Annotated in this window: 23 protein-coding genes; 9 read left to right on the forward strand and 14 right to left on the reverse strand. The window is 71.4% G+C overall.

All coding sequences use genetic code 11. The features are described from left to right. Positions 1-92 precede the first annotated feature (92 nt). The 3 genes from KPL78_RS23140 to folE all read left to right on the forward strand — a co-directional run bounded on the left by KPL78_RS23140 (position 93) and on the right by folE (position 2,209). A complete protein-coding gene (locus tag KPL78_RS23140) occupies positions 93-995 on the forward strand; it encodes a LysR family transcriptional regulator (RefSeq protein ID WP_219765628.1) in 903 nt (300 codons plus the stop codon). A gap of 41 nt (positions 996-1,036) precedes the next feature. Further along, entirely contained in the window at positions 1,037-1,474 is a 438-nt protein-coding gene (apaG, locus tag KPL78_RS23145) for a Co2+/Mg2+ efflux protein ApaG (protein ID WP_255569364.1), read from the forward strand. A 93-nt stretch (positions 1,475-1,567) separates the two neighbouring features. Continuing rightward, on the forward strand, positions 1,568-2,209 hold the full coding sequence (gene folE, locus KPL78_RS23150; RefSeq protein WP_219765345.1) for a GTP cyclohydrolase I FolE: 642 nt from the start codon (positions 1,568-1,570) through the stop codon (positions 2,207-2,209). A gap of 364 nt (positions 2,210-2,573) precedes the next feature. On the opposite strand, the gene KPL78_RS23155 is transcribed toward folE, so the two are convergent. The 3 genes from KPL78_RS23155 to KPL78_RS23165 all read right to left on the reverse strand — a co-directional run bounded on the left by KPL78_RS23155 (position 2,574) and on the right by KPL78_RS23165 (position 5,361). After that, positions 2,574-3,176, reverse strand: a complete 603-nt coding sequence (locus KPL78_RS23155) for a hypothetical protein (protein ID WP_219765346.1) — start codon at positions 3,174-3,176, stop codon at positions 2,574-2,576. 92 nt (positions 3,177-3,268) lie between these two features. After that, positions 3,269-4,396: a hypothetical protein gene (locus KPL78_RS23160; protein WP_219765347.1), complete on the reverse strand. Its 1,128-nt coding sequence runs from the start codon at positions 4,394-4,396 to the stop codon at positions 3,269-3,271. After that, a complete protein-coding gene (locus KPL78_RS23165) occupies positions 4,393-5,361 on the reverse strand; it encodes a Bug family tripartite tricarboxylate transporter substrate binding protein (RefSeq protein WP_219765348.1) in 969 nt (322 codons plus the stop codon). The genes KPL78_RS23160 and KPL78_RS23165 overlap by 4 nt, the downstream gene beginning before the upstream one ends. Positions 5,362-5,583: 222 nt before the next feature. Between KPL78_RS23165 and KPL78_RS23170 the strand changes: the two genes are divergently transcribed. After that, the gene (locus KPL78_RS23170; protein ID WP_219765349.1) at positions 5,584-6,492 is read left to right on the forward strand and encodes an antibiotic biosynthesis monooxygenase; all 909 of its coding nucleotides are present in this window, start codon (positions 5,584-5,586) and stop codon (positions 6,490-6,492) included. Between the two features lie 57 nt (positions 6,493-6,549). After that, positions 6,550-7,035, forward strand: coding sequence for a nucleoside deaminase (locus KPL78_RS23175; protein ID WP_255569365.1), 486 nt, complete (start codon positions 6,550-6,552; stop codon positions 7,033-7,035). 35 nt (positions 7,036-7,070) lie between these two features. Here the strand turns inward: KPL78_RS23175 and KPL78_RS23180 are convergent, their stop codons facing one another. From KPL78_RS23180 to hslO, 3 genes are all read right to left on the reverse strand, one after another. Continuing rightward, positions 7,071-7,460 carry a RidA family protein gene (locus KPL78_RS23180; protein ID WP_219765350.1) on the reverse strand — a complete coding sequence of 130 codons (390 nt, stop codon included), beginning with the start codon at positions 7,458-7,460 and terminating at the stop codon, positions 7,071-7,073. A gap of 141 nt (positions 7,461-7,601) precedes the next feature. Continuing rightward, the gene (locus KPL78_RS23185; RefSeq protein ID WP_219765351.1) at positions 7,602-8,294 is read right to left on the reverse strand and encodes a hypothetical protein; all 693 of its coding nucleotides are present in this window, start codon (positions 8,292-8,294) and stop codon (positions 7,602-7,604) included. Continuing rightward, on the reverse strand, positions 8,294-9,208 hold the full coding sequence (hslO, locus tag KPL78_RS23190) for an Hsp33 family molecular chaperone HslO (RefSeq protein WP_408904494.1): 915 nt from the start codon (positions 9,206-9,208) through the stop codon (positions 8,294-8,296). Before hslO ends, KPL78_RS23185 begins: the two co-directional genes overlap by 1 nt. A 148-nt stretch (positions 9,209-9,356) precedes the next feature. Between hslO and KPL78_RS23195 the strand changes: the two genes are divergently transcribed. Next, entirely contained in the window at positions 9,357-10,148 is a 792-nt protein-coding gene (locus tag KPL78_RS23195; RefSeq protein WP_219765353.1) for a hypothetical protein, read from the forward strand. A gap of 21 nt (positions 10,149-10,169) precedes the next feature. On the opposite strand, the gene argF is transcribed toward KPL78_RS23195, so the two are convergent. The 7 genes from argF to KPL78_RS23230 all read right to left on the reverse strand — a co-directional run bounded on the left by argF (position 10,170) and on the right by KPL78_RS23230 (position 16,474). Further along, the gene (argF, locus tag KPL78_RS23200; protein WP_219765354.1) at positions 10,170-11,123 is read right to left on the reverse strand and encodes an ornithine carbamoyltransferase; all 954 of its coding nucleotides are present in this window, start codon (positions 11,121-11,123) and stop codon (positions 10,170-10,172) included. Next, positions 11,120-12,322 carry an aspartate aminotransferase family protein gene (locus KPL78_RS23205; RefSeq protein ID WP_219765355.1) on the reverse strand — a complete coding sequence of 401 codons (1,203 nt, stop codon included), beginning with the start codon at positions 12,320-12,322 and terminating at the stop codon, positions 11,120-11,122. The genes argF and KPL78_RS23205 overlap by 4 nt, the downstream gene beginning before the upstream one ends. A gap of 160 nt (positions 12,323-12,482) precedes the next feature. Next, a complete protein-coding gene (locus tag KPL78_RS23210; RefSeq protein WP_219765356.1) occupies positions 12,483-14,402 on the reverse strand; it encodes an FUSC family protein in 1,920 nt (639 codons plus the stop codon). Beyond that, the gene (locus tag KPL78_RS23215; protein WP_219765357.1) at positions 14,399-14,845 is read right to left on the reverse strand and encodes a MarR family winged helix-turn-helix transcriptional regulator; all 447 of its coding nucleotides are present in this window, start codon (positions 14,843-14,845) and stop codon (positions 14,399-14,401) included. Before KPL78_RS23215 ends, KPL78_RS23210 begins: the two co-directional genes overlap by 4 nt. A 371-nt stretch (positions 14,846-15,216) precedes the next feature. Further along, entirely contained in the window at positions 15,217-15,564 is a 348-nt protein-coding gene (locus KPL78_RS23220; RefSeq protein ID WP_219765358.1) for a hypothetical protein, read from the reverse strand. Positions 15,565-15,630: 66 nt separating this feature from the next. Continuing rightward, the gene (locus KPL78_RS23225; protein ID WP_219765359.1) at positions 15,631-16,098 is read right to left on the reverse strand and encodes a GlcG/HbpS family heme-binding protein; all 468 of its coding nucleotides are present in this window, start codon (positions 16,096-16,098) and stop codon (positions 15,631-15,633) included. A 67-nt stretch (positions 16,099-16,165) separates the two neighbouring features. After that, positions 16,166-16,474: a hypothetical protein gene (locus KPL78_RS23230; RefSeq protein ID WP_219765360.1), complete on the reverse strand. Its 309-nt coding sequence runs from the start codon at positions 16,472-16,474 to the stop codon at positions 16,166-16,168. Between the two features lie 96 nt (positions 16,475-16,570). Between KPL78_RS23230 and KPL78_RS23235 the strand changes: the two genes are divergently transcribed. The 3 genes from KPL78_RS23235 to KPL78_RS23245 are packed head-to-tail and all read left to right on the forward strand — an operon-like array spanning position 16,571 to position 18,200. Continuing rightward, complete coding sequence (locus KPL78_RS23235) at positions 16,571-17,197, forward strand: RecX family transcriptional regulator (protein WP_219765361.1); 627 nt, start codon at positions 16,571-16,573, stop codon at positions 17,195-17,197. An 11-nt stretch (positions 17,198-17,208) separates the two neighbouring features. Then, positions 17,209-17,901: an AzlC family ABC transporter permease gene (locus KPL78_RS23240; RefSeq protein ID WP_369412830.1), complete on the forward strand. Its 693-nt coding sequence runs from the start codon at positions 17,209-17,211 to the stop codon at positions 17,899-17,901. Then, positions 17,898-18,200 (forward strand): AzlD family protein, encoded by a 303-nt coding sequence (locus tag KPL78_RS23245; RefSeq protein ID WP_219765363.1) that lies wholly within the window; start codon positions 17,898-17,900, stop codon positions 18,198-18,200. The genes KPL78_RS23240 and KPL78_RS23245 overlap by 4 nt, the downstream gene beginning before the upstream one ends. 119 nt (positions 18,201-18,319) lie before the next feature. Here KPL78_RS23245 and pbpC read toward each other — a convergent pair whose 3' ends face one another. Continuing rightward, complete coding sequence (gene pbpC, locus KPL78_RS23250) at positions 18,320-20,320, reverse strand: penicillin-binding protein 1C (protein ID WP_219765364.1); 2,001 nt, start codon at positions 20,318-20,320, stop codon at positions 18,320-18,322. Positions 20,321-20,517: the final 197 nt, after the last annotated feature.

Genomic DNA, 20,517 nt, shown 5'->3' on the forward strand with positions numbered 1-20,517 from the left:
GTGTCGAAGCGCAGCATGCCGTCTGGATTTCACGGATAAAGCCGCGCATCCTGGCATCACTCGTCGGAATTGCCGAACAATCGGGGCGCAACCTGGACCGCATCGACCTCTTCCGCATCTTCGCCCGCGTGGTGGAAAGCGCCAGCTTCACCCGTGCGGCCGATACGCTTGGCCTGCCGCGCTCCTCGGTCTCGGCCGCGGTGCAGGAATTGGAAGGCCGGCTCGGGACGCGGCTGCTGCACCGCACGACCCGCCGCGTCGCCCCCACCCAGGATGGCGCTGCCTTCTACGACCGCTGCCAGCGCCTGATCGCCGATGTCGAGGAAGCGGAGGCCCTGTTCCGCCAGGCCCCCGCCCAGCCGGTCGGCCGGCTGCGCGTGGACATGCCTGGCCGCATCGGCCGCCTGATCGTCGCCCCCGCACTGCCGGAATTCCTCGACCGCTATCCGGGCATTGAGCTCGACCTCGGCATGACGGACCGGGCGGTGAACATGATCGAGGACGGCATCGACTGCGTCCTGCGCGTCGGCACGCTGGGGGATTCCGGCCTCGTGGCGCGGCCGCTGGGCACCCTGCCGCTGGTCAATGTCGCGAGCCCCGCCTATCTCGCCCGCCATGGCGTGCCGCGCAGCCCCCGCGACCTCGATGTCCATTGGGCGGTCGCCTATGCCTCGCCTTCCACCGGCCGCGTGGAACCCTGGGAATGGATGGAAGCCGGCGGCTTGCACCGCATGCCGCTGCGCAGCCGCGTCACGGTGAACAGCGCCGAGGGCAGCATCGCCTGCTGCCTCGCCGGGCTCGGCCTGATCCAGATCCCGGAATTCGACATCCGCCGCCACATCGCGGCCGGCGAGCTGGTCGAAATCATGCCCGACCACCGTGCCAAGCCCATGCCCATGGCGCTGCTCTACCCGCATCGCCGGCATCTCTCGCGCCGGCTGCAGGTCTTCGCGGCCTGGCTCGAAACCCTGTTGCGCGCCGCCGTGTTGCGCTGAATGGCAGCGCAGTGGACAACACCCCCAGGACGACGCTTCAAATGAACGTCGGGAGCGACCCGCAGATGGCCAGCAAGGACGAATACAGCGCGACCACGCGCAACATCCGCGTCTCGGTGCGCGCCTTCTATCTGGCTGACCAGTCGAAGCCCGACGAGGGGCAGTATGTCTGGGCCTATCGCGTCGTCATCGCCAATACGGGGCGGGAGACGGTGCAGCTCCTGCGCCGCACCTGGCACATCACCGATGGGCTCGGCCGCACCCAGACGGTCCAGGGGGCGGGCGTGATCGGGGAACAGCCGGTGCTCGAACCCGGCGGGCGCTTCGAATACACCTCCGGGACGCCGCTCGCGACGGCGTCCGGCTTCATGCAGGGCGCCTACCACATGGTGGTGACCAGCAGCGGGGAGGCCTTCGACGTCGCCATCCCGGCCTTCAGCCTGGACAGCCCGCACCAGCCCTCCGGCCGGCTGCACTGACCGCGGCGGGTTGCGTTACGGCGACAGAGGCTTATCTGCCCTGTGACAGGAAGTCGTCCCGGGCGTGGGGCGGCGCGTAAGAGACTGCCGCCCGTGAATATCCAGAGCCCCGCCGCTCCGGCCGCCGATGACCAGGCCACCGACGCCCTGCGACCCTCCCAGCAGGACGCCGAGGCTGCCGTCCGCACCCTGCTCCGCTGGGCCGGCGACGACCCCGATCGCGAGGGCCTGATCGACACGCCGAAGCGTGTCGCCCAGGCCTATCGCGAATGGTTCTGCGGCTATGAGGACGACCCCGTCGAACTTCTCGCCCGCTCCTTCGAGGAGGTCGAGGGCTATGATGAAATGGTCGTCCTGCGCGACATTCGCCTCGAATCCATGTGCGAGCATCATATGTGCCCGATCATCGGCAAGGCGCATGTCGCCTATCTGCCGAACGGGCGCGTGACGGGGATCAGCAAGCTTGCCCGCGTGGTGGAAGCCTATGGCAAGCGGTTGCAGATCCAGGAGAAGCTGACCGCGCAGATCGCCAATACCCTGCAGGACGTGCTGCAGCCCAAGGGCGTCGCCGTGGTGATCGAGGCGGTGCACCAGTGCATGACCACGCGCGGCGTGCACAAGACGGGCGTGTCCATGGTGACGTCGCGCATGCTGGGCGCCTTCCGGGACGATCCTTCGACGCGGCGGGAATTCCTGTCGATGATCCAGGGCAGCCGGCACACCGGGGAAGGGTAGGCGGCTCGACGGGGCCGCACCTCACCTCGGTCATCGCTGAAGAGCGCTGCTGGCGCGCGGCCCGCTTTCGCTGCGGAATTGGAGGGGCTCTGCCCCTCCAAACCACCCCGCCAAAGGCCACAAGGCCTTTGGAAACCGATACATGGTGCGGTGCGCTGCTGGCAGGAAGAGCGTCGAGACCCGCCTTTGCGCCCGCAAGCTGCTTCGGGGGGAGCGGTAAGCCCTTCCCGTTCAGCGCAAGGTTCCTGCATTCCGAGTGCTCCAAGCACTTGGCGGGGTGGTTCGGAGGGGCTGAGCCCCTCCGATGTCCACCTTCGCGATCAGGATGGCCCTGGACGTCGACGCCGGGCGTTCGGCAACGGCCCTACCAGGCCTTCGCCCCGCGCGGCCACCAGGTGCCGTCCGGCTCGATCTGGAAGATGTGCGTCTCCTCGTCCGGGTGGACGTTGTAGCCATTCCCGGTTGGGATCACCTTGGTCACGGTCCCGATGTATTGCAGCGGCTGCCCGGTCGTGACCTGCACCTCGGAATAGGGTGCGACCGAGAGGAAGGCCGCGGCGGCCGGCATCGGTATATCCTCGCCCGGGTCATAGACGCCGCCGATCCCCATCCACTGCATGGCCAGCGTCTGGGCATTGGTCTCCACCGCGCGCCAGCCGCCGGATTGCTGCCACAGGCTGGTCTGCGGGACGATGTTCGCCGAGATGTCCGGCCCGCCGAGGTCGAGGGCCATCAGGTGCCCCTTGTCCGTCCCCCAGTTCATGCCCGTGCTGAAGCCGCTGAGCGGCACCGGCGCCGAGGGCCGGCCCTTGGTCGTCACCGGGATGATGATGCCCATGACGCGGCGGGGATTGGCGTCGGCGATCTCATACAGCGTGAAGGGGTCGTTGTCCGAGATGGTGACCGGCCCCGCCCAGTCCGGCCGTGTGTAGGGGCCGAACATCTGCATCGTCCTGATGGTGCCCACGGCCCGCTCCTCTGTGCCCGAAGGGGCATCATGCCTACCCGAGGCCGCACGCACGAAGGCAGGGTTTCATGGTGCGGCGGAACGCTTTCGTGTCAGCCTGCCGCCTCGATCGCCATGGCCGCCACGGCGCGGGCGATGCTCCCGGCCCGTCCGCAATCCACGCTGACGGGCCAACGATCCTCGGGTGCATGGAACCACGGGTTCTTGCCGATCAGCGACAGGTAATGGCCGCCGCGTTCCTCGATCTCATGCGCCTCGCCATTCGCCTTGCCGCCAGTCACCACCTCGAGCGGTGCGCGCGGATGGCCGGCGGCCTTGAGCAGTGCCGCCATGCGGTCCGCGAGCCCCGGTACGTTCGAGCGGACGGTCAGCCGTTCATCCTCTGCCGCGCCGAGATTGGCGCCGAGATGGATGACCAGCGGCGCGCCGGCTGCCAGATGCGGTTCCGCCGCGAAGGCCTGGTGTGCCCCGATATGGCCGAGCTCATGCCCGCAGGTGGCGAGCCCCACCACCCCGCGGCCGCGCGGCGCCGCCGCCAGCGCCTTCAACGCCGTCAGCCAGGCGAGGATGCCGCCGCCACGTTCCGCGGTGCTGGTCCACCACGAGGTGCGCGGCGTCAGCAGCACCAGAGGCGGCGCGGAGCCTGGCAATTCCGCGCGGACCGACTGCGACACCGACGGCCCGCGCCGGCCGGTCAGGACCAGTCGCGCGGCGATGCCCGCCTCGGCCAGTTCCAGCAGTCGCGCACCGTCCCGCCCTGCAACCTGCAGCACCGGCGGGCCGAAAGGTGTCTCCACGTCATGGGCGTTCAGGGGCGCGAGCCCATCCGGCTTGGTCCGCAGGGCGATGACGATGCCGGCATGGCGGCTCTCGGCGCGCGCCCGGGCGAAGGCATTGCCGGGCAGGCTGGCCGCGGCGGGGTCCATCTCCGCCACGCCGATGGGCGCATCCGAACCCAGCGGACCGAGCACTCCGGCGATACCGTCCTCCCCGGTCAGGCCGCCATCGAACAGCGGCAGACCCTCGAAGCTGAATCCCGTGCCCTCCAGCGCCGCGCGGCCGGGCGTCAGGCGCGTGAACGGGGCGTCGAGCAGCCTTGCCTCGGCACCCATGGCTTCGGCCTGGTCGCGCAGCCAGGCGGCGGCGGCGAGATCGCCTTCGCTGCCCGTGCGGCGTTCCCCGAAGGCGTCGTAATCGGCGAAGAAGGCAGCCGGGTTCATTCGATGGTCGCTCCCGAAATGCGCACCAGGTCGCGCAGCCGCTGCACCTCGGCGGGCCAGGCGGCGGCATAGGCGGCCGGGCTCTCCGACAGGATGATCTCGCCGCCCTCGGCTTCCAGGGAGGCCCGCAGAGTCGGATCGCCCTGCACCGCGTCGCGGAAGGCGGCATGCAGCTTCGCCGTCACCTCCGGCGGCAACCCGGCCGGGCCGACGACCGAGGAGGTGCTTGTCACCGCCGGGATGCCGGGCGCGACCTCGGCCAGCGTCGGCACCTGGGGCAGGGCGGTCATGCGCCGCGATCCGGCGGTGCAGAGGACGCGCACCGCCCCCTGCTGCTGCCGCGGCAGGGCGATGTTGCTGATGGCGAAGGCGAAATCGACCTCGCCCTGCTCGACCGCCAGCGTCGCCTGGTTGGCACCGCGATAGGGGACATGCGTGCCCTCGGCGCCGATCACCTTCAGCAGCGCCGCCGCGGCCATGTGCGCGGGCGTGCCCACGCCGCCCGACCCGTAGCGCAATCCGGGCGGCCGCTTCGCGGCCTCGATCAGCCCGGCCATGTCGCGCAGTGGGGAGGCCGTCCGCACGCCAAGCACCGCCGGGTTCTCGGCGATCTCGGTGACCGGGGTGAAGTCGCGGAAGATGTCGTAGCCGGGATTGGCCTGCATCACCGCATGGGTCACCGCCGTCCCGCCGCCCCAGAGCAGCGTGTAGCCATCCGGCGCCGCGCGCGCGACGGCCTGGGCCGCGATCAGCCCGCCCGCCCCGGCGCGGTTCTCGACCACGAAGGACCCGCCGAGCGGTCCGCCGGCCTTGGCCGTGATCAGCCGCGCCAGCGTGTCCGAGGAAGCGCCGGGCGCGAAGGGCACCACCATGCGGACCGGGCGGCTGGGATAGACCTCCTGCGCGCGGGCGATGCGCGCCGCCGCCAGTGCCACCATGCCCGTCAGGACCATGCGTCGCTGCATCCTGGCCTCCTCCCGCATTGTCGTTGCGGACAGGCTAGCGCGGGGCGTCGACCCTGTCATGACGCGTGGATCGGCAGGCCGCAACCATCGGGTGAGATTGGGTCCGGCTCTGCAATTATGGCCTTCTCGCGGGCTCGATTGTCCGTGAAGCTGCATGCGGTCGATGGGAGCGAATGGGCCAGGGTGAAGATCGGACCAGACGAGGCGAGGATCAGCGCCATCGTGACACGTGTTCGGCTCGATGCCGGCGCCGTCGCCGCCTTCGCCATGTGGCAGGCGGCGCTGACGCGGTTGATCTCCGCCCAGCCCGGCTTCGTCAGCGTGGAGATCCTGCCGACCTACGACACTTCCCCCGAATGGCAGGTCATCCAACGCTTCGCCGGGCCGGCCGCGCTGGAGGGGTGGCTGGCGCATCCGCCGCGGCGGGCGCTGATGGCCGAACTGATCGCCATGAAGGCGGCCGGCGCGCCCGATCCCACAGAGGAAGCCGCCCCTGACCACCACGCCTTCGGTGCCGTGGCCGAGGTCATCACCACCGCCGTGGAACCGGGCCGCGAGGCGGAGTTCCTCGCCTGGAGCGAGAGCGTGCAGGCCGCCCAGTCGCGCTTCCCCGGCTACATGGGCACCTTCGTCCAGGCGCCGGTCACGGGCGACCCGCCGCGCTGGGCGGCGCTGGTGCGCTTCGCGAAGCCGCAGCAGCTCGATGCCTGGCTCGCCTCCGGCGAGCGCCGGGCGCTGCTCGACCGCGCCGACCCGACCATGTCGCACTGGTCCAGCCGGCGCCTCGCCGGCGGGTTCGGCGCCTGGTTCGCGGCGGATGAGTCGGGACGGCGACCGCCGGCATGGAAGCAGACCGCCCTCGTGCTGCTCGTCCTGTTCCCCGTCGTGATGCTCGAGATGCGCTTCCTCAGCCCCATCCTCGCGGGCCTGCCGATCGCGGTCGCGACCTTCATCGGCAATGCGCTGAGTGTTGCCCTGGTGTCCTGGCCGCTGGTCGGGCTCGCGCAGCGGGCCATGGCGTGGTGGCTCGATCCCCCGGCCGCCCATCGCGGGCGGTGCGAGCTGCTCGGCGCGCTCGTCATGGTCGCCCTCTATGCGGTCGAGATGGGGGTGCTCTCCCGGCTGTTCTGACCGATGCATAAACGGCCGCACCGCCGGTGCGGTCCGCCAACCCCGGATAAGGGAACCATGATGACCAGCGACGACGAGAAGTTCATGCGGCGCGCCATCGCGCTGTCGGAGAAGACATCGCTGATCGACAGCGCGGGCGGGGTGTTCGGCACCGTCATCGTCCGCGACGGCGAGATCATCGGGGAGGGCGCGAACCGCGTCGTCGCCGAGAACGATCCGACCTGGCATGGCGAGATCGAGGCCATCCGCAACGGCTGCAAGAAGGTGGGCAGCTTCAAGCTGACCGGGGCCACGCTCTACACCAGCGCCGAACCCTGCCCGATGTGCATGGCCGCGAGCTACTGGGCCGGCATCACCCGCGTCTTCTACGCCTCGACCAATGAGGACGCGCTGGAATACGGCGATTTCGACGACAGCATGATCTATGGCGAACTGCGCAAGCCGATTGCGCAGCGTTCCATCACCTGCGTTCAGATCATGCAGGAGGAAGCGGTCGAGGTCTGGAAGAAGTACAAGAACAAGGCCGACCGCGTGCCCTATTGATGGTGCCGCGCCGCCCTGCGGGGCGGCGCATGCCGTCAGGCGACGGCCTCGGCCTCGACCTCCACCACGAAATCGGGGCTGGCGAGGCCTGCGACGATCAGCAACGTGCTGGTCGGCGCATGGCCGCCCAGGAAGGCGTCGCGGTGGCGTCGCCAATGCGGGATCAGCGTCGGATCGGTCAGGAAGACCGTCATCTTCACGAGATTGGCGACAGTCATGCCGTGCCCCGCCAGCACCGCGGAGAGGTTGCCGAGCGCCTGTCCGATCTGCGCCTCCGGCCCGCTGACGGGCGTGCCGTCAGGCAGCACGCCGATCTGGCCGGAGATGACCAGGCGCCGGCCCGGGCCCTCGATCAGCGCGGCCTGGGAGTAGCGCGAGGCTGGCACCGGCGCGCCGGCCGGGTTGGAGAAGGTGACGTTCGCCATGCTTCAGCTCCAGTCTGAAAATGCGGCACGGGCTCGCCCCCCGGCCGGCCACCCAACGACAGCAAGCTGGAATCGGGTGGCCGGCTGGTGGGCCGTGCCGGACACGGACATGTGCCGCATGGCGCATGTCCAAATGGGCGTTCAGCTCCTCGGTGTCGGGGGTCGTAGGCCGGGGCCCGGCTCGATTACCGGCGGGGCGGTGCCAGTGCCACCGGGCGACGTGGCCGCCGGGGCCTCGCCGGCCGGTGGCGTTGCCGGGGCGGGGCCGCGCAGCAGGGACCGCAGGTTGCGACGCACCTGATATTCGAACTCGACATTCAGGTCGGCACCCGTCTGGCGGACGATCTCCTCGGCGGAGCGGCCGCGTTCTCCCGCATTGCCGGCCGGGCGCGTCGCGGTGCGTCGGACCTCGGCCTCGGCGAAGCCGGCCGGCGCCCCGTCATCGCCCAGGACCTCGAGCCGGCAGCGCATCACACAGGTCAGGCGCTCGGTCGCATCGGTGAAGACGCCGCCCGACCCGGCGCTTTCGCGCGTCAGCGTGGCGATCTGGACGCGGAAGCGCGCCGCCCCCGGCCCGCCCGTCGCCGAGAGCCGGTCCTGCGCCATGGCCAGCACCACCTGGGCGGGCGAGAGCGGCGCCGGTGGCATGGTCCGCGTGGCCGAGGGATCGGTCGCCGGCTGCACCTCGATCCGCGCCACGGCGAGGCGCAGCGGCAGCAGGTAGGAATAGGAAGGCGGCCCCACCGGCGCGGGTGGCGGTTCCTCCCGCCGCCCGCCGCAGGCAGCGGTCACCAGAAGCGCGGCGAGTGCTCCGCGGCGGTCCAGCCCCGGCATCAGCCCTGCACCGCGCCGCGGATCTCGGCACGGTCGAAGCGGAATCCAAGGTTGCAGAATTCGCAGGTCATCGTGATCGTCCCCTCCTCGGCCATGTGGTCGAGATCCTCCGGCCCGAATCCCGCCAGCACGCCGGCAAGGCGCGCGCGCGAGCAGCGGCAGCCGTAGGAGAGGGCGCGGGCGCGATCAAGCGCAAGCCCCTCGAGGGCGAAGAGTCGATGAAGCAGGCGATCGCCGGGCAGGGCGTCGTCCAGCATCTCGGCATCGGTCAGCGTCGCGGCGAGTGCGACGGCGGTGCGCCAGGCTTCCTCCTGCGCCTCCGCGTCCATCGCCTGGCCGAGGCCGCCGGCGCCGGCCACGCGCTCCAGGATCAGCGCCGCGGCGCGCCAGCCGGCATCGGTCTTCGCGCAGGCGAGATGGACATGGGTCGCGAGCTGTTCCGAGGTGCGGAAATAGGTTCCCGTCATGTCGGTGAGGCTGTCGCCCTCGATGGCGACCAAGCCCTGGTAGCGATCCATGTCGGGGCCCTGGTCGCAGGTGAAGGCCAGGTAGCCCTTGCCCAGCAGATCGGCCGCGGAGGGCGTCGCGCCATCGGCAACCAGCGCCGCGAGCCGGTCGGCATCAGCCCGCGCATAGCCGCGCAGTGCCCCGCCATCGGTGCAGTCGGCGAGCAGCATGGGCACCGGCCCGTCGCCCTTGGCCTGCAGGCTGAAGGACCCGCGGAACTTGAGCGCCGCGGCGAGCCCGGCGGTCAGTGCCAGCGCCTGGCCGGCGAGCGCGGTGACGGCCGGATGGTTGTCATGCCGCGTCAGCAGCGCATCGGCGAGCGCGCCGAGGCGGACGAGCCGCCCGCGCACCGGCTTGTCGCGCAGGTGGAACTGCTGCACGCCGCGCGGCACCACGAGATCGGGCACCGGCGGGCGGTCATGATTGAGGAAGTCAGGGGTGCGGGAGGGTTCGGTGGGACTGGACACCGCGCCTAGATAGGGCGGGCAGGGGGGGCGATCCAAGCGTGCGGCCGCAGCGCATCTGAAGATTTCTCCTCAAACGGGTCGGGCCGTGATGCGGTTCAGCGACGAGGCGCCGCTGTCGCCCTATGGCCATGCCATGATGCCTGCGCGTTTCCCGGCCGCGATGCTGGCCCTTCTCCTGCTCGCCGCGCCTGCGGCACGGGCGGAACCGGCCAGCCGGCCGCATGTATCGGAGGTTCGGCCGCTGGCGCTGCCCGATGGCAGTCCCGGACGCATCGAATTGCTGCATGGCGACGGTTTCATCGCCGCCGACCCTGTCCGGGTACAGGTCCGCGACAGGATGGGCCGGGTTCTCGCCTGGACGCCGGCGGGGGTCGCGGCCGCATTGTCCTGCCCTGAGGCGGCGCGGACGGACGCCTGCCGGGCCTTCGTCTTCGGCCAGGCGCCCTGGCCGACGGTCTGGGTCCCCGATTCCGCCGGCTATGCGCCGGATGCGCGGGCGCCGGCGCCGGTCCTGGCCGGGGATTGGGCGGGGCCCTTCCCGGGATTCGACACGCAGCCCGCATCCATCGGCTTCCGCCGGGCGGGCGGCATCACCGACCGGGCCTGGGGCATGGTGCTGCTGGTGCTGGCCTTCTGGCGGGCAATGCTGTTGTCGGCGGGGCTGCTCGCCGGGGCGGCGATGGCGCTGCATGGGGCGGCGCTGCAGAGAGCGCGGCCTGTCCTGCGGATCGGCCTCTGGGTCATCGCGGCGGCGCTGATCACCCTGGCGGGCTTCCAGGGCATGGTCCTGGTGCTGTTGATCGGCTTTCCCGTCGGCCTGCTCATCCTGCTTTGGGTGCTGGCAGGCCTTGGCTGGCTCGGGCTGCGCCGCGCGGCATGACGCGCGCGGCGCAGGGGCGGATCACTTGCCCGCCAGCGCCCACAGCAGCACGCCCTTCTGCGCGTGGAGCCGGTTCTCCGCCTCGTCGAACACCACCGATTGCGGGCCGTCGATCACCTCGTCGGTGATCTCCTCCCCGCGATGGGCGGGCAGGCAATGCATGACGATCGCGTCCGGCGCGGCCTTCTTCAGCAGCGCGGCGTTCAACTGGTACGGCGCGAGCAGGTTGTGGCGGCTGATCGTGCCGGCGTCGGGCTTTTCGTCCGACATCGACACCCAGGTATCCGTCACCACGCAGCGCGCATCCTTCACGGCCGCCTCGGGGTCCGAGGTCAGCTCGATCTTCGCCCCCTGCGCGCGCGCCCAGTCGATGAGCTGCGCCGGGGGGGCGAGTTCGGGCGGCGTCGCGATGCGCAGGATGAAACCGAAGCGCGCCGCGGCCTGGATGAAGGATTGCGCGACGTTGTTGCCATCCCCTGTCCAGGCGATGACCTGGCCGGCGATCGGGCCGCAATGCTCCTCGAAGGTCATCACATCGGCCATGATCTGGCAGGGATGCGAGACGTCCGTCAGGCCGTTGATCACCGGGATGGTGGCGTATTCCGCAAGCTCGCGGATCTTCCGCACGTCGTCGGTGCGCAGCATGATCGCGTCCACGTAGCGCGAGAGCACGCGCGCCGTGTCCTTCGGCGTCTCGCCGCGGCCGAGCTGCATGTCCTTCGACGACAGCACCACCACATCGCCGCCGAGCTGGCGGACCCCGACCTCGAAGGAGACGCGGGTGCGGGTCGAGGGCTTCTCGAAGATCAGCGCGACGGTCTTGCCGGCGAGCGGCTTGTCGGTGACCTCCCCGCGCTTCGTCTTCGTCCCGAGATCCAGCATGCGCCGCAGGGTCGGCGCGTCGAAATCCATGATCTCGAGGAAGTGGCGGGGGGCTGGCTGCCCCCCACCGACTGGCTTGAGCATGGCGCTCATTTTGCCGCCGCCTTGGCGGCGGACGGCGTCAGGCGACGGCAGGCGCGGTCGAGCATCTCGATGGCCTCATCCACATCGGCCTCGGTGATGATGAGCGGCGGCGCCAGGCGCAGCACGTTCATCCCCGCCGCGACGGTCAGCAGGCCCTCGGCGACCGCCGCGGACTGCATCTCGCCGTTGGAGACCTCGGGCTTCAGCTTCAGGCCGACCAGCAGACCGGCCCCCTGCACGCGCTCGACCACGGCGGGGTGGTTGGCGGCGAGGCTTTCCATGGCATTCCACAGATAGCGCGCCACCTTCTCCACGCCGTCGAGGAAGCCCGGCGCCAGGATCACGTCCAGCACGGCATTGCCGGCCGAACAGGCCAGCGGACCGCCGCCATAGGTCGTGCCATGGGTGCCGGGCTTGAGGTGCTTCGCGACATGCTCCTTGGCCAGGATGGCGCCGAGCGGGAAGCCGCCGCCGATCCCCTTGGCCGAGGACATGACGTCCGGCTCGATCCCGGCCCATTCATGGGCCCAGAGCTTGCCGGACCGGCCCATGCCGGTCTGCACCTCGTCGAGCGCGAGCAGCAGCCCGTACTCGTCGCAGACCTTGCGCAGTTCCTGCAGGAAGCGGATCGGCGCGGGTCGCACGCCGCCCTCGCCCTGGATGGGCTCGATCATGATGCCCGCGGTCGAGCTGTTGATGGCCGCGCGCACGGCATTCATGTTGTCGAAGGGCACATGCTCGAAGCCCTGCACCGGCGGGCCGAAGCCGGCGAGATACTTCTCGTTGCCGGTCGCGGACAGCATGGCGAGGGTGCGGCCATGGAAGGCGCCCTCGAAGCAGATCATGTGGAACCGCTCGGGGTGGCCGTTCTCCGCGTGGTACTTGCGGACGGCCTTCACCATGCCTTCGTTCGCCTCGGCGCCCGAATTGCAGAAGAAGACGGAATCCGCAAAGGACGCGGCGACATGGCGGGCAGCGAGCTGTTCGGCCTGCGGCACCCGATACAGGTTCGAGACGTGCATCACCTTCGCGGCCTGCTCCGCGATGGTCTTCACCAGGTGCGGGTGGGAATGGCCGAGCGAGGTGGTGGCGATGCCGGCGCCGAAATCCAGGAATCGTCGCCCATCCACCGTCCACAGGCGCGCGCCCTCGCCCCGCTCGAAAGCAAGGTCGGCACGGTTGTAGGTCGGCATCAGGGCGGGGATCACGGGGAACCACTCTCCAGTCTTTCCTCCACGCGCAGGGCCGCGACCATCGCGGCACTGCCGGAAGGAAAGGCGGGAGACTAACCGCAAGAGCCGGTCGGGCGGAAGGCCGGCGATGGTCTTTCGCCCATGCGTCCCGGGAAAGTCACATGCGCCCGGGGCGTCAGGCTGCGCCGTGGGACCCGCCCAGACGGAAGAAAGTGGGGTGCGCGGCAAGCCCGGCGGCGGCGTTGCGCAGGCGCAGCGCCTCCTCCGGCGCGCTGGCCTGCAGCCGCCGCGCGGCGGCCAGCAGCGCGCGGCTGGCGGCCTGCGGATCCGCCCCGACCCGGCGCAGCCGCTGCAGCGCCGCCAGGATGGCCCGCCGGGTGCCCGGGGCCAGGTCGGGTTCGGTGCGCCGGGCCTGCAGCCCGGTGATGGCGGCGGCGACCCGCAACGCGGCCATGCCGCCCTCCATCGCCACCCCACGCATGCCACGCCGTTCCGCCAGCCGGACGAGCCGCAGCAGCCGATGGCGCAGCCGCGCGCGCCACAGCGGCCGGCGGCCTGGTGCCTCCGCATCCGCCGCCATGCCCTGCACGTCATGCACCATCGCGCCGACCAGCCGCCGCATCCGGTCCGCCGGATCGGCCGGGAAAAGCTGGCGGAAGGCGACCAGGGCGATGACCGGCGCCAGGATCACCGCGATGCCGGTCAGCACCGATCCAGCAACGGTGCCCGTCAGCGGCAGATGTGGCTGCAGCAGCAGCAGCATCACCATGTTGAAGTCCATCCCGCCGCCCATGCTGCGCCGGTGCGCGACGACCAGCGCCCCCAGCAGGATGAAGGGCATCATCATCAGGATCAGCTGCGCCTCGGTGCCCGCATGTGGCCAGGCCAACCACCGGCAGGCCAGCGCGCCCAGCACGCCGAAGGCCTGGCCGATCGCGACCTGGCGCATCGTCAGCACCGGGTTCTCCGCGGTCGAGAAGAGCGAGATCATCACCGCGGTGCCGAGCATCAGATAGGGCCCCTCCGCCCAGCCGCTCACCTGCCAGGCCAGGCCCACCAGCAGCAGCGTGACGCCGGCGCGCAGCGCGGCACGCCCGCCGGCCACCCAGTCGCGATGCAGGATCAGCAGTAGATGCGGCGCGGGCGGCATGGTCTCGGCGCGCGACAGGCGCTGTCCCAATGTCGCGCGCAGCTCGATCAGCGCGTCGCGCAGGGCCGGCCGCGCCTGGGCGCGCGCCAGCGCCGCGTCGATCGCGGCAAGCGTCAGCGCCGGTTCCGCCGCGGTCTCGAGCGCGGCGGCGGCGCGATCGAGGGCCTCGGCCGCGAGCGGATCGGGGCGATCCGCATCGGGGTCGCCCAGCCAGGCGAAGCCGGCGAGCTGGGCGCCGAGCAGATCCCGCATGCGACGGGCGGCGCGGCGGCTGCGCAGCGATCCCGCGCCGTGCCGGTCGAGCGCCTCATCGATCGCCGCCATGGCGCCGAGCAGGGCATGCATCTGCTCCGTCGGAAGATCGTTGCCGTGCAGCCGAAGCGCCATGCCGCGCAGCAGCCGGGCGGCCTCGCCGCGCAGGGCGGTTTGCACTGCATCCTCGGCCTCGGGCGGGGTGAACAGCAGGCCGGACAGCGCACCGATCGCCACGCCCACCAGCACGGTGAGCAGCCGGTCGAGCCCTAGCGCGAGAGGATGGCCCGGATGCCCGACCTCAAGCAGCGCAACCATGGCCGCCGAATACCCCGCGAGGATCGCGCCATAGGAGACGAAGCCGTGCAGCACGTTGCCCAGCCCCGCGCAGGCTGCAATCCACAGCGCGATTCCCAACACGAGCAGCCGCTGGTCGCCGCCGCTCAGCACCAGCAGCGCCACCCCCGCGACGACGCCGATCGCCGTGCCCGCCGCCCGGAACAGGCTTTTCTCCACCAGCATGCCGCGCACCGGCTGGGCCGAGGCCCAGACCGTCATCGCCGTCCATTGCGGATGCTCGAGCCCCATGGCCCAGGCGATGGCGAGCGCGACGCAGGCCGTCGCCGCCGTGCGACCGGCGAAGGCGAGCCGCGCCGGATCGAAGCCCCAGCGCGCGAGCGACGCGCCGGTCATCGCGGCGTCTCCGCCATCAGGCGCAGCCGGCGGTCGATGCGGGCAAACAGGTCGAGCGCACCAGCGACTTCGGCATCGCCGACATCGGCGAGCATCTCGGCCTCGGCCTCGGCCAGGATGCGGCGGATGTCGCGCAGCGAATCCCGCCCCGCGGCGGTCAGGCTGATGCGGCGCGTGCGCCGGTCGAGCGGATCGACGGTGCGCAGGATCAGGCCGCGTCCGACCAGGATGTCGATCAGGCGCACGAGGCTCGATCCCTCGACGCCGACGCGCGCGGCGAGCTCGGTCTGGCTGATGGGCTCGCCCGCTTCCTCGAGATGCACGAGCGGCACCCAGGTGGCGTCGGTCAGGCCAAGGTCGGCCAGATGGCGGTCAAGCGTGCGTCGCCAGCGCCGGGCGAGCAGAACGAAGGCGAGGCCGAAGCGCAGGCGGGGGGAGGTCATGAACGATCGTTCTAAGACAAATCATTAGGATCCTAATGATTTGGCTCTACATGGCAGCGTTGCGCCACCTCCGGGACAGCGTTGGAGGGGCCTTACCCCTCTGTGCCACCCGGTCTGAGGCCTTTGGAAACCGTTACTTGGTGCCGGGCACCGCGGTCAGGACGAACACCGAAACCCGCATTGGCGCACCAAGCGGGCCTTGAGGGGTTTGGTGCGACTGTGGTGCCCAAACGCCAGCAGATTGCGGATCAGGGGCTCCAGGCCCCAGGTGCACCCCATGACGTTGCGAGCCAACGTCATGGGGACCCCGATGGCGGGGAGGTTCGGAGGGGCGGGCCCCTCCGACCTGACCTTGCTATGGCCGACGAGCGTCAGAGACCCGGATTGTTCGGGTTACGCCGCGTCGGCGGATTGGTGCCGAGAGCGCGCTCCGCGGCGGTGCCCGACGGATTGCTGCGCGTGCCGTCACTCTGCGAGGGATAGGCCCCCGACATGTTGGTCCCCGTGACGCGGTCGACGGCGCGGCCAGCGGCCGTACCCGGCGGGTTGGCCGCCGTGCCCTCGCTCTGCGACGGGTAGGCGCCGGACATGTTGGTGCCAAGCGCGCGGTCGGTGGCGCGCACGGGCTCGACATTCGCGGGATCGCTCCCGCGATGGTCGCAGGCGGCGAGGCCGCCGATCAGAAGCAACGCCACGGCGGCGCGGGGCAGAAAAGACATCGGGGCTCTCCCATGTGGTCATCCGATGTCATCGCAACGTGCCCGCAATGCCGTGGGTTGCAGGATTCAGGCCGGGTCGCCGTGGTCGGCGAGGAGACCCGCCGCCTCGATGCCCGCGATGCAGCATTCCTCGTCCTTCGCCGAGGCATCGCCGCTGATGCCGACGGCCCCGAGCAGCACGTTGTTGGCGTCGCGCACCAGCACGCCGCCCTGCACGGGCACGGCCCTGCCGCCCGACAGGTCGGACAGGGCGTTGGTGAAGCCCGGCACGGCCTGGGCGCGGCGGGCGAGTTCCCGCGTGCCGAAGCCCATGGCCAGCGCGCCGAACGCCTTGCCGGTAGCCACTTCCGGCCGGAGGATCGAAGCGCCGTCCTCGCGCTTCGCGACCTTGAGCTGGCCGCCGGCGTCGAGCACGACCACGGTCAGCGGCAGCAGGCCGAGCGCGCGACCCTTCGCAAGTGCGGCATTGGCGATCGCTTCGGACTGGGCGAGGGTCAGACCGTTGATGGCGGCCGGATGGGCAGGCTGGGGCATGGCGCTCTCTCCGTGATCGGTATGATCCGGGATAGGCGGGCCCGGCGCAGCCGTCCAGGCGGCGATGCTACCGCGACGGCGGCGGGGGCACAGGCTTGTCGGGATCATGCGACCCGGCGGTCGCGTCGCCCATCATGCCCTGAGGCGTGATGCCTGTGGCACCCGGCCTATCGTGTCCCGCCGCCGACCCGTCGGTGCCGCGATTCACCGCGTGGGGGGAATCGGTGCGCGGCGGCTGGGTCGCGGGGCCGGCATCGCGGCCGACCGTATCGACCTGGCCTGGTTGCGGGCCGCCTTGCTGCGGAGGGGTCACGGGCTGGGCGGTGGCGATCCCGGCGCCGAGCAGCAGCGCGGGCATCAGATGAAGCGGTCGCATGGCGGTCTCCCGGCGCAATGTCTTGGCAGGAAGGGAACGGCGCTGCGCCCCGGGGGTTGCGTGGCGCCCGGCCGCGCCCCGTGCGAGAAGGCGCCCATGACCGGCGACGGAAACGGACAACAGGACAAGCGGGGCCGGCGGGCACCGCGCCCGGCGGGCCACGCCCCGACCGAGGCCAGGCTGCGGGAGATCGCGCTCGCGCATTTGGCCCGCTTCGCCGCGACCGAGGTGGCGCTGCGCCGCGTGCTGGAACGCCGTGTCGATCGCTGGGCCCGCGCGGCCGAGGCGGAGGGCCAGCCGCACGAGCAGGTGTCCATGGCCGCCGCCCGCGCCCGCACCGCGGCGGTGGAGGTCGCGAAGGCCATGGTCACCGCCGGGGCGGTCGACGATGCCGCCTTCGCCGAGAGCCGGGCGCGTCGCCTGGCCCGCGCAGGGCGGTCGCGGCGGGCCATCGCGGCGCACCTCTCCGCCAAGGGCGTGGATGCCGAGACCGCGGCGACGGCCCTGCCTGAAGACCCCGAGGCGGAGCTGAACGCGGCGCTCGCCTATTGCCGCCGCCGCCGGATCGGCCCCTTCGCCCGTGTCGAGGCGGATGTGGAAGCGCGGCGCAAGGCGCTGGCGGCACTGGCACGCGGCGGTTTCGCGCAACCAGTGGCGCGCCGCGCCCTGGACATGGACCCGACGGAGGCCGAGGACCGTCTGATCGCGGCACGCCGGGCATGAGCGGCGGCGGCGTGACCTTCACTAGCGCCGGGGTGCTGCGGGGCATGCAGGTCGGCATTCCTCTGGTGATCGGGACCTTTCCCTTCGGGCTGGTGGTGGGCGTGATCTCCGGCGCCAAGGGGCTGTCGCTGCTCGAGACGCTGGTGATGTCCGGCGTGGTCTTCGCCGGGGCGTCCCAATTGCTGGCGCTGGAACTGTGGACCGATCCGGCGCCGGTGCTGGCGGCGAGCCTCGCTGCCCTGGTGGTGAATCTTCGCCTCGCGCCGATGGGGGCGGCGCTGGCACCCTGGCTGGATCGGCTGCGCGGCTGGAAGCTGTGGGGGACGCTGGCGACGCTGGTGGATCATTCCTACGCCTTCTCGATTGCCGAGATCCGGCGCGGCGGGCGGGATGCGGGCTATCTGCTCGGCGTCGCGCTGATCCTGTGGATGTTCTGGATGGTCGCCGTCGGGCTCGGCCATGTGCTGGGGGCGGTGGTGCAGCTTCCGCCCGGACATCCGCTGTATTTCGCCGCGGTCGCCACCTTCTGCGCGCTGCTGGTGCCGGTCTGGCAAGGAGTGCGGCGGGACCTGTTGCCCTGGATACTGGCGGCCGCCGTGTCTCTGGGCGCGTGGGAGATAGGGCTCGGTGCGCCTTGGCCGCTGCTGGCGGGCGCGCTGTCCGGGGCGGCGCTCGGCGCCTGGATGGAGCTGCGGCGGCGATGACGCTGCGGCTCGACGTGTTGCTGGCGATCCTGGGGATGGCGCTGGCGACCTATCTCTGCCGCGCGGGCGGCTACGCACTGTTCCGTGCCTTCCGGCCGCCGCGCTACGTCGAGGTGACGCTGCAGCATCTGCCAGGGCCGCTCTTCGTCGCCTATGTCGCGCCGACCCTGGCGAGCCAGGGGGCGAAGGGGTTCCTCGCGGCGGTGGTCGTGGTGGCGGCACAGGCGGTCACGGGGAGCCTGGTCGCGGCAATTCTCGCGGGCGTGGCGGCGATGTGGGGGCTGGGACTGGTGATCTGAGGGACGAAGGGAGGGGACCTTGCCCCCTTCGAACCAACGCCGCCACAGTGCGGGGCACTTTGGAATGCCGGGGGTCTGGTGGAGGGCGCGGCGGGCGGTTCCGACCCGCGGGCGCGCGGTTACGGCGTGGCGGAAATCGGGGTCAGCACGACGGTGTTCGGGGGCGGCTCTTCCGCGGCGCGCACGCGCACCTGGGCGGAGGTCGCCGCCCCTTCGGCATCCAGCACCGTGACGCGATAGAAGCCCGGGCCCGGCGGGGTCCAGGCGACTTCCCGCCGCGCCGCTTCATGTTCGATGGGTATGCCATCCACCAGGAAAGCCAGGGGACGCCGCCCGCCGGCCGCGCGCAGCGTGACCGGGCCAGCGTCTGCGGTGAGCGCAGCGCCGGGCGGCGGGAAAAGCAGGCGAAGCCTGTCCGCCGGCGCCTGCTGGCGTGGCGCGTCGGCGACCACGCGCAGCCGTTCGCGCGGCGCCTCAGGCAGCAAGGCAAAGACGCGCGACAGAACGGGCAGGGCGCCCTGCCGCCCGGTCGCACCAGGCATCGCCGTCCCGTCGGGCCGGCCAATCCACACCCCGGCGATATGCCGCGCATCGAAGCCCATCGCCCAGACATCGCGCCCGCCCCAGGAGGTGCCGGTCTTCCACGCCACGCCCGTCCGGCCGCCGCCGGGGAAGTTCTGCACGAGGATACCGGCGACAGCCTCCGCCGCGCGGCGTTCCACGGCCTGTTGCGGTTCCTCGGCCGGGCCGGGCGTCAGGCGCAGCGGGCGCGACTGGCCGCCATCGGCGATCGTCGCATAGAGCGCGACCATCTCCCGCAGTGTCGTCCCTGCGCCACCCAAGGCGAGCGGCAGGGAGGCATCCGCCCCGCGCGGCAGCCGCGGTGCCGCGCCGGCCAGCTTCAGCGCCGAGGCGAAGCGCAGCGCCCCCACCTGGTCGAGCAGCGCCACCGCAGGCAGGTTCAGCGACATGCGCAGCGCATCGGCCGCCGTCACGCGCCCAGCGAAATCACGCGAGAAATTCTCTGGCGCATAGGTCCCGAAGCGGCGCGGCAGGTCGGCGACGATGGTCGACGGCGTGGCGATGCCGCGCTCGAACGCCATGGCATAGAGGAACGGCTTCAGCGCGGACCCGGGCGAACGCACCGCCCGTGTCAGGTCCAACATGCCGGCGCGCGATTCCTCGCCCCAGGCGCCGCCGACCAGGGCGCGGATGTCGCGCGTTTCGATGTCGGCGATGACGATGGCGATCGCGGTGCGTTCGGGCAGCGTGTCCAGCGTGTCCCAGGCAAGGCGTTCCGTCGCGCGCTGCAAGGCGCCGTCGAGCGTCAGCGTCACCGTGGTCGCCGGCCGTGCCATCTGCCGCGACAGATGCGGCGCGAGGCTCGGCATGGCGCGGCGGCGATGCGGCATCTCGGCGGCCATCGCAAGCTCCCGATCCGACGCCGACATGCCGGAAGCCGGGCCGCCGCGCCGTGCCAGCACTGCATCGCGCGCCGCACGCGCGGCCTGCGGATGACGATCCGGCCGCAGCGAGGTCGGGCGCCGCGCGAGCGCGATCAGCAGCGCCGATTCCGCAGCGTCGAGCCGCGCCGGCGGCCGCCCGAACCAGGCCAGGCTGCCGGCACGCACCCCTTCGATGTTCCCGCCCTGCGGCGCCAGCGTCAGCCAGATGCCGAGGATCTCGTCCTTGCTGAACCGCGCCTCGAGCTGCACGGCACGGAAGATCTCAATGAGCTTGGAGCGCAGATTGCGCGGCCGCGGTTCCAGCAACCGCGCCGCCTGCATCGTCAGCGTCGAACCCCCCGAGACGACCCGCCCCGCGCGGACCCATTGGAACGACGCGCGCAGCAGCGCGATGGGATCGACGCCGGGGTGGCTGCGGAAGCGGCGGTCCTCGGCGGCGATGAGAAGGTCTGTCAGTTCGGTGGGCACATCCGCGGTGGTGGTGCGCAGGCGCCAGATGCCGCCCGGCGCGGGCAGGACGGTGAGGGTGCGGCCGTCGCGGTCGAGCACTTCGGCACCCGTGGCCTGAAGCCGCGTGAGGTCAGGCGGGCAGGCGCGGTCGAGCGCGAAGGCACCGCCGATCAACGCGACGAGGAGGGCGCAGGCCCATTTCACGGGGTGCTGTTGGAGAGGGGCTCTGCCCCTCTCCAAACCTCACCCCGCCAAAGGACGAAAGGCCTTTGGAAACCTCGACTTGGCGCCGGGCGCCAAGGTTCGACAGACGAGGACAACGCGCGCCGAGCCCGGCGTTCGGAATCACGGCCAAGCGTCGAGCACCGACCATGCTTTCGCTCTTGGGCGCGCCCGTACTG

The organism is Roseomonas alba (genome assembly GCF_019430885.1).
Taxonomy (GTDB): Bacteria; Pseudomonadota; Alphaproteobacteria; order Acetobacterales; family Acetobacteraceae; genus Neoroseomonas; species Neoroseomonas alba.

Bases quoted from the DNA above. Each gene is read 5' to 3' on its own strand.
- KPL78_RS23175 (WP_255569365.1), top strand. From the start codon at position 6,550: ATGATGACCAGCGACGACGAGAAGTTCATGCGGCGCGCCATCGCGCTG.
- apaG (WP_255569364.1), top strand. From the start codon at position 1,037: ATGAACGTCGGGAGCGACCCGCAGATGGCCAGCAAGGACGAATACAGC.
- KPL78_RS23235 (WP_219765361.1), top strand. From the start codon at position 16,571: ATGACCGGCGACGGAAACGGACAACAGGACAAGCGGGGCCGGCGGGCA.
- KPL78_RS23220 (WP_219765358.1), bottom strand. From the start codon at position 15,564: ATGTCTTTTCTGCCCCGCGCCGCCGTGGCGTTGCTTCTGATCGGCGGC.
- KPL78_RS23195 (WP_219765353.1), top strand. From the start codon at position 9,357: ATGCGGTTCAGCGACGAGGCGCCGCTGTCGCCCTATGGCCATGCCATG.
- KPL78_RS23225 (WP_219765359.1), bottom strand. From the start codon at position 16,098: ATGCCCCAGCCTGCCCATCCGGCCGCCATCAACGGTCTGACCCTCGCC.
- KPL78_RS23210 (WP_219765356.1), bottom strand. From the start codon at position 14,402: ATGACCGGCGCGTCGCTCGCGCGCTGGGGCTTCGATCCGGCGCGGCTC.
- KPL78_RS23245 (WP_219765363.1), top strand. From the start codon at position 17,898: ATGACGCTGCGGCTCGACGTGTTGCTGGCGATCCTGGGGATGGCGCTG.
- KPL78_RS23230 (WP_219765360.1), bottom strand. From the start codon at position 16,474: ATGCGACCGCTTCATCTGATGCCCGCGCTGCTGCTCGGCGCCGGGATC.
- argF (WP_219765354.1), bottom strand. From the start codon at position 11,123: ATGAGCGCCATGCTCAAGCCAGTCGGTGGGGGGCAGCCAGCCCCCCGC.
- KPL78_RS23180 (WP_219765350.1), bottom strand. From the start codon at position 7,460: ATGGCGAACGTCACCTTCTCCAACCCGGCCGGCGCGCCGGTGCCAGCC.
- KPL78_RS23215 (WP_219765357.1), bottom strand. From the start codon at position 14,845: ATGACCTCCCCCCGCCTGCGCTTCGGCCTCGCCTTCGTTCTGCTCGCC.
- KPL78_RS23165 (WP_219765348.1), bottom strand. From the start codon at position 5,361: ATGCAGCGACGCATGGTCCTGACGGGCATGGTGGCACTGGCGGCGGCG.
- KPL78_RS23185 (WP_219765351.1), bottom strand. From the start codon at position 8,294: ATGCCGGGGCTGGACCGCCGCGGAGCACTCGCCGCGCTTCTGGTGACC.
- KPL78_RS23160 (WP_219765347.1), bottom strand. From the start codon at position 4,396: ATGAACCCGGCTGCCTTCTTCGCCGATTACGACGCCTTCGGGGAACGC.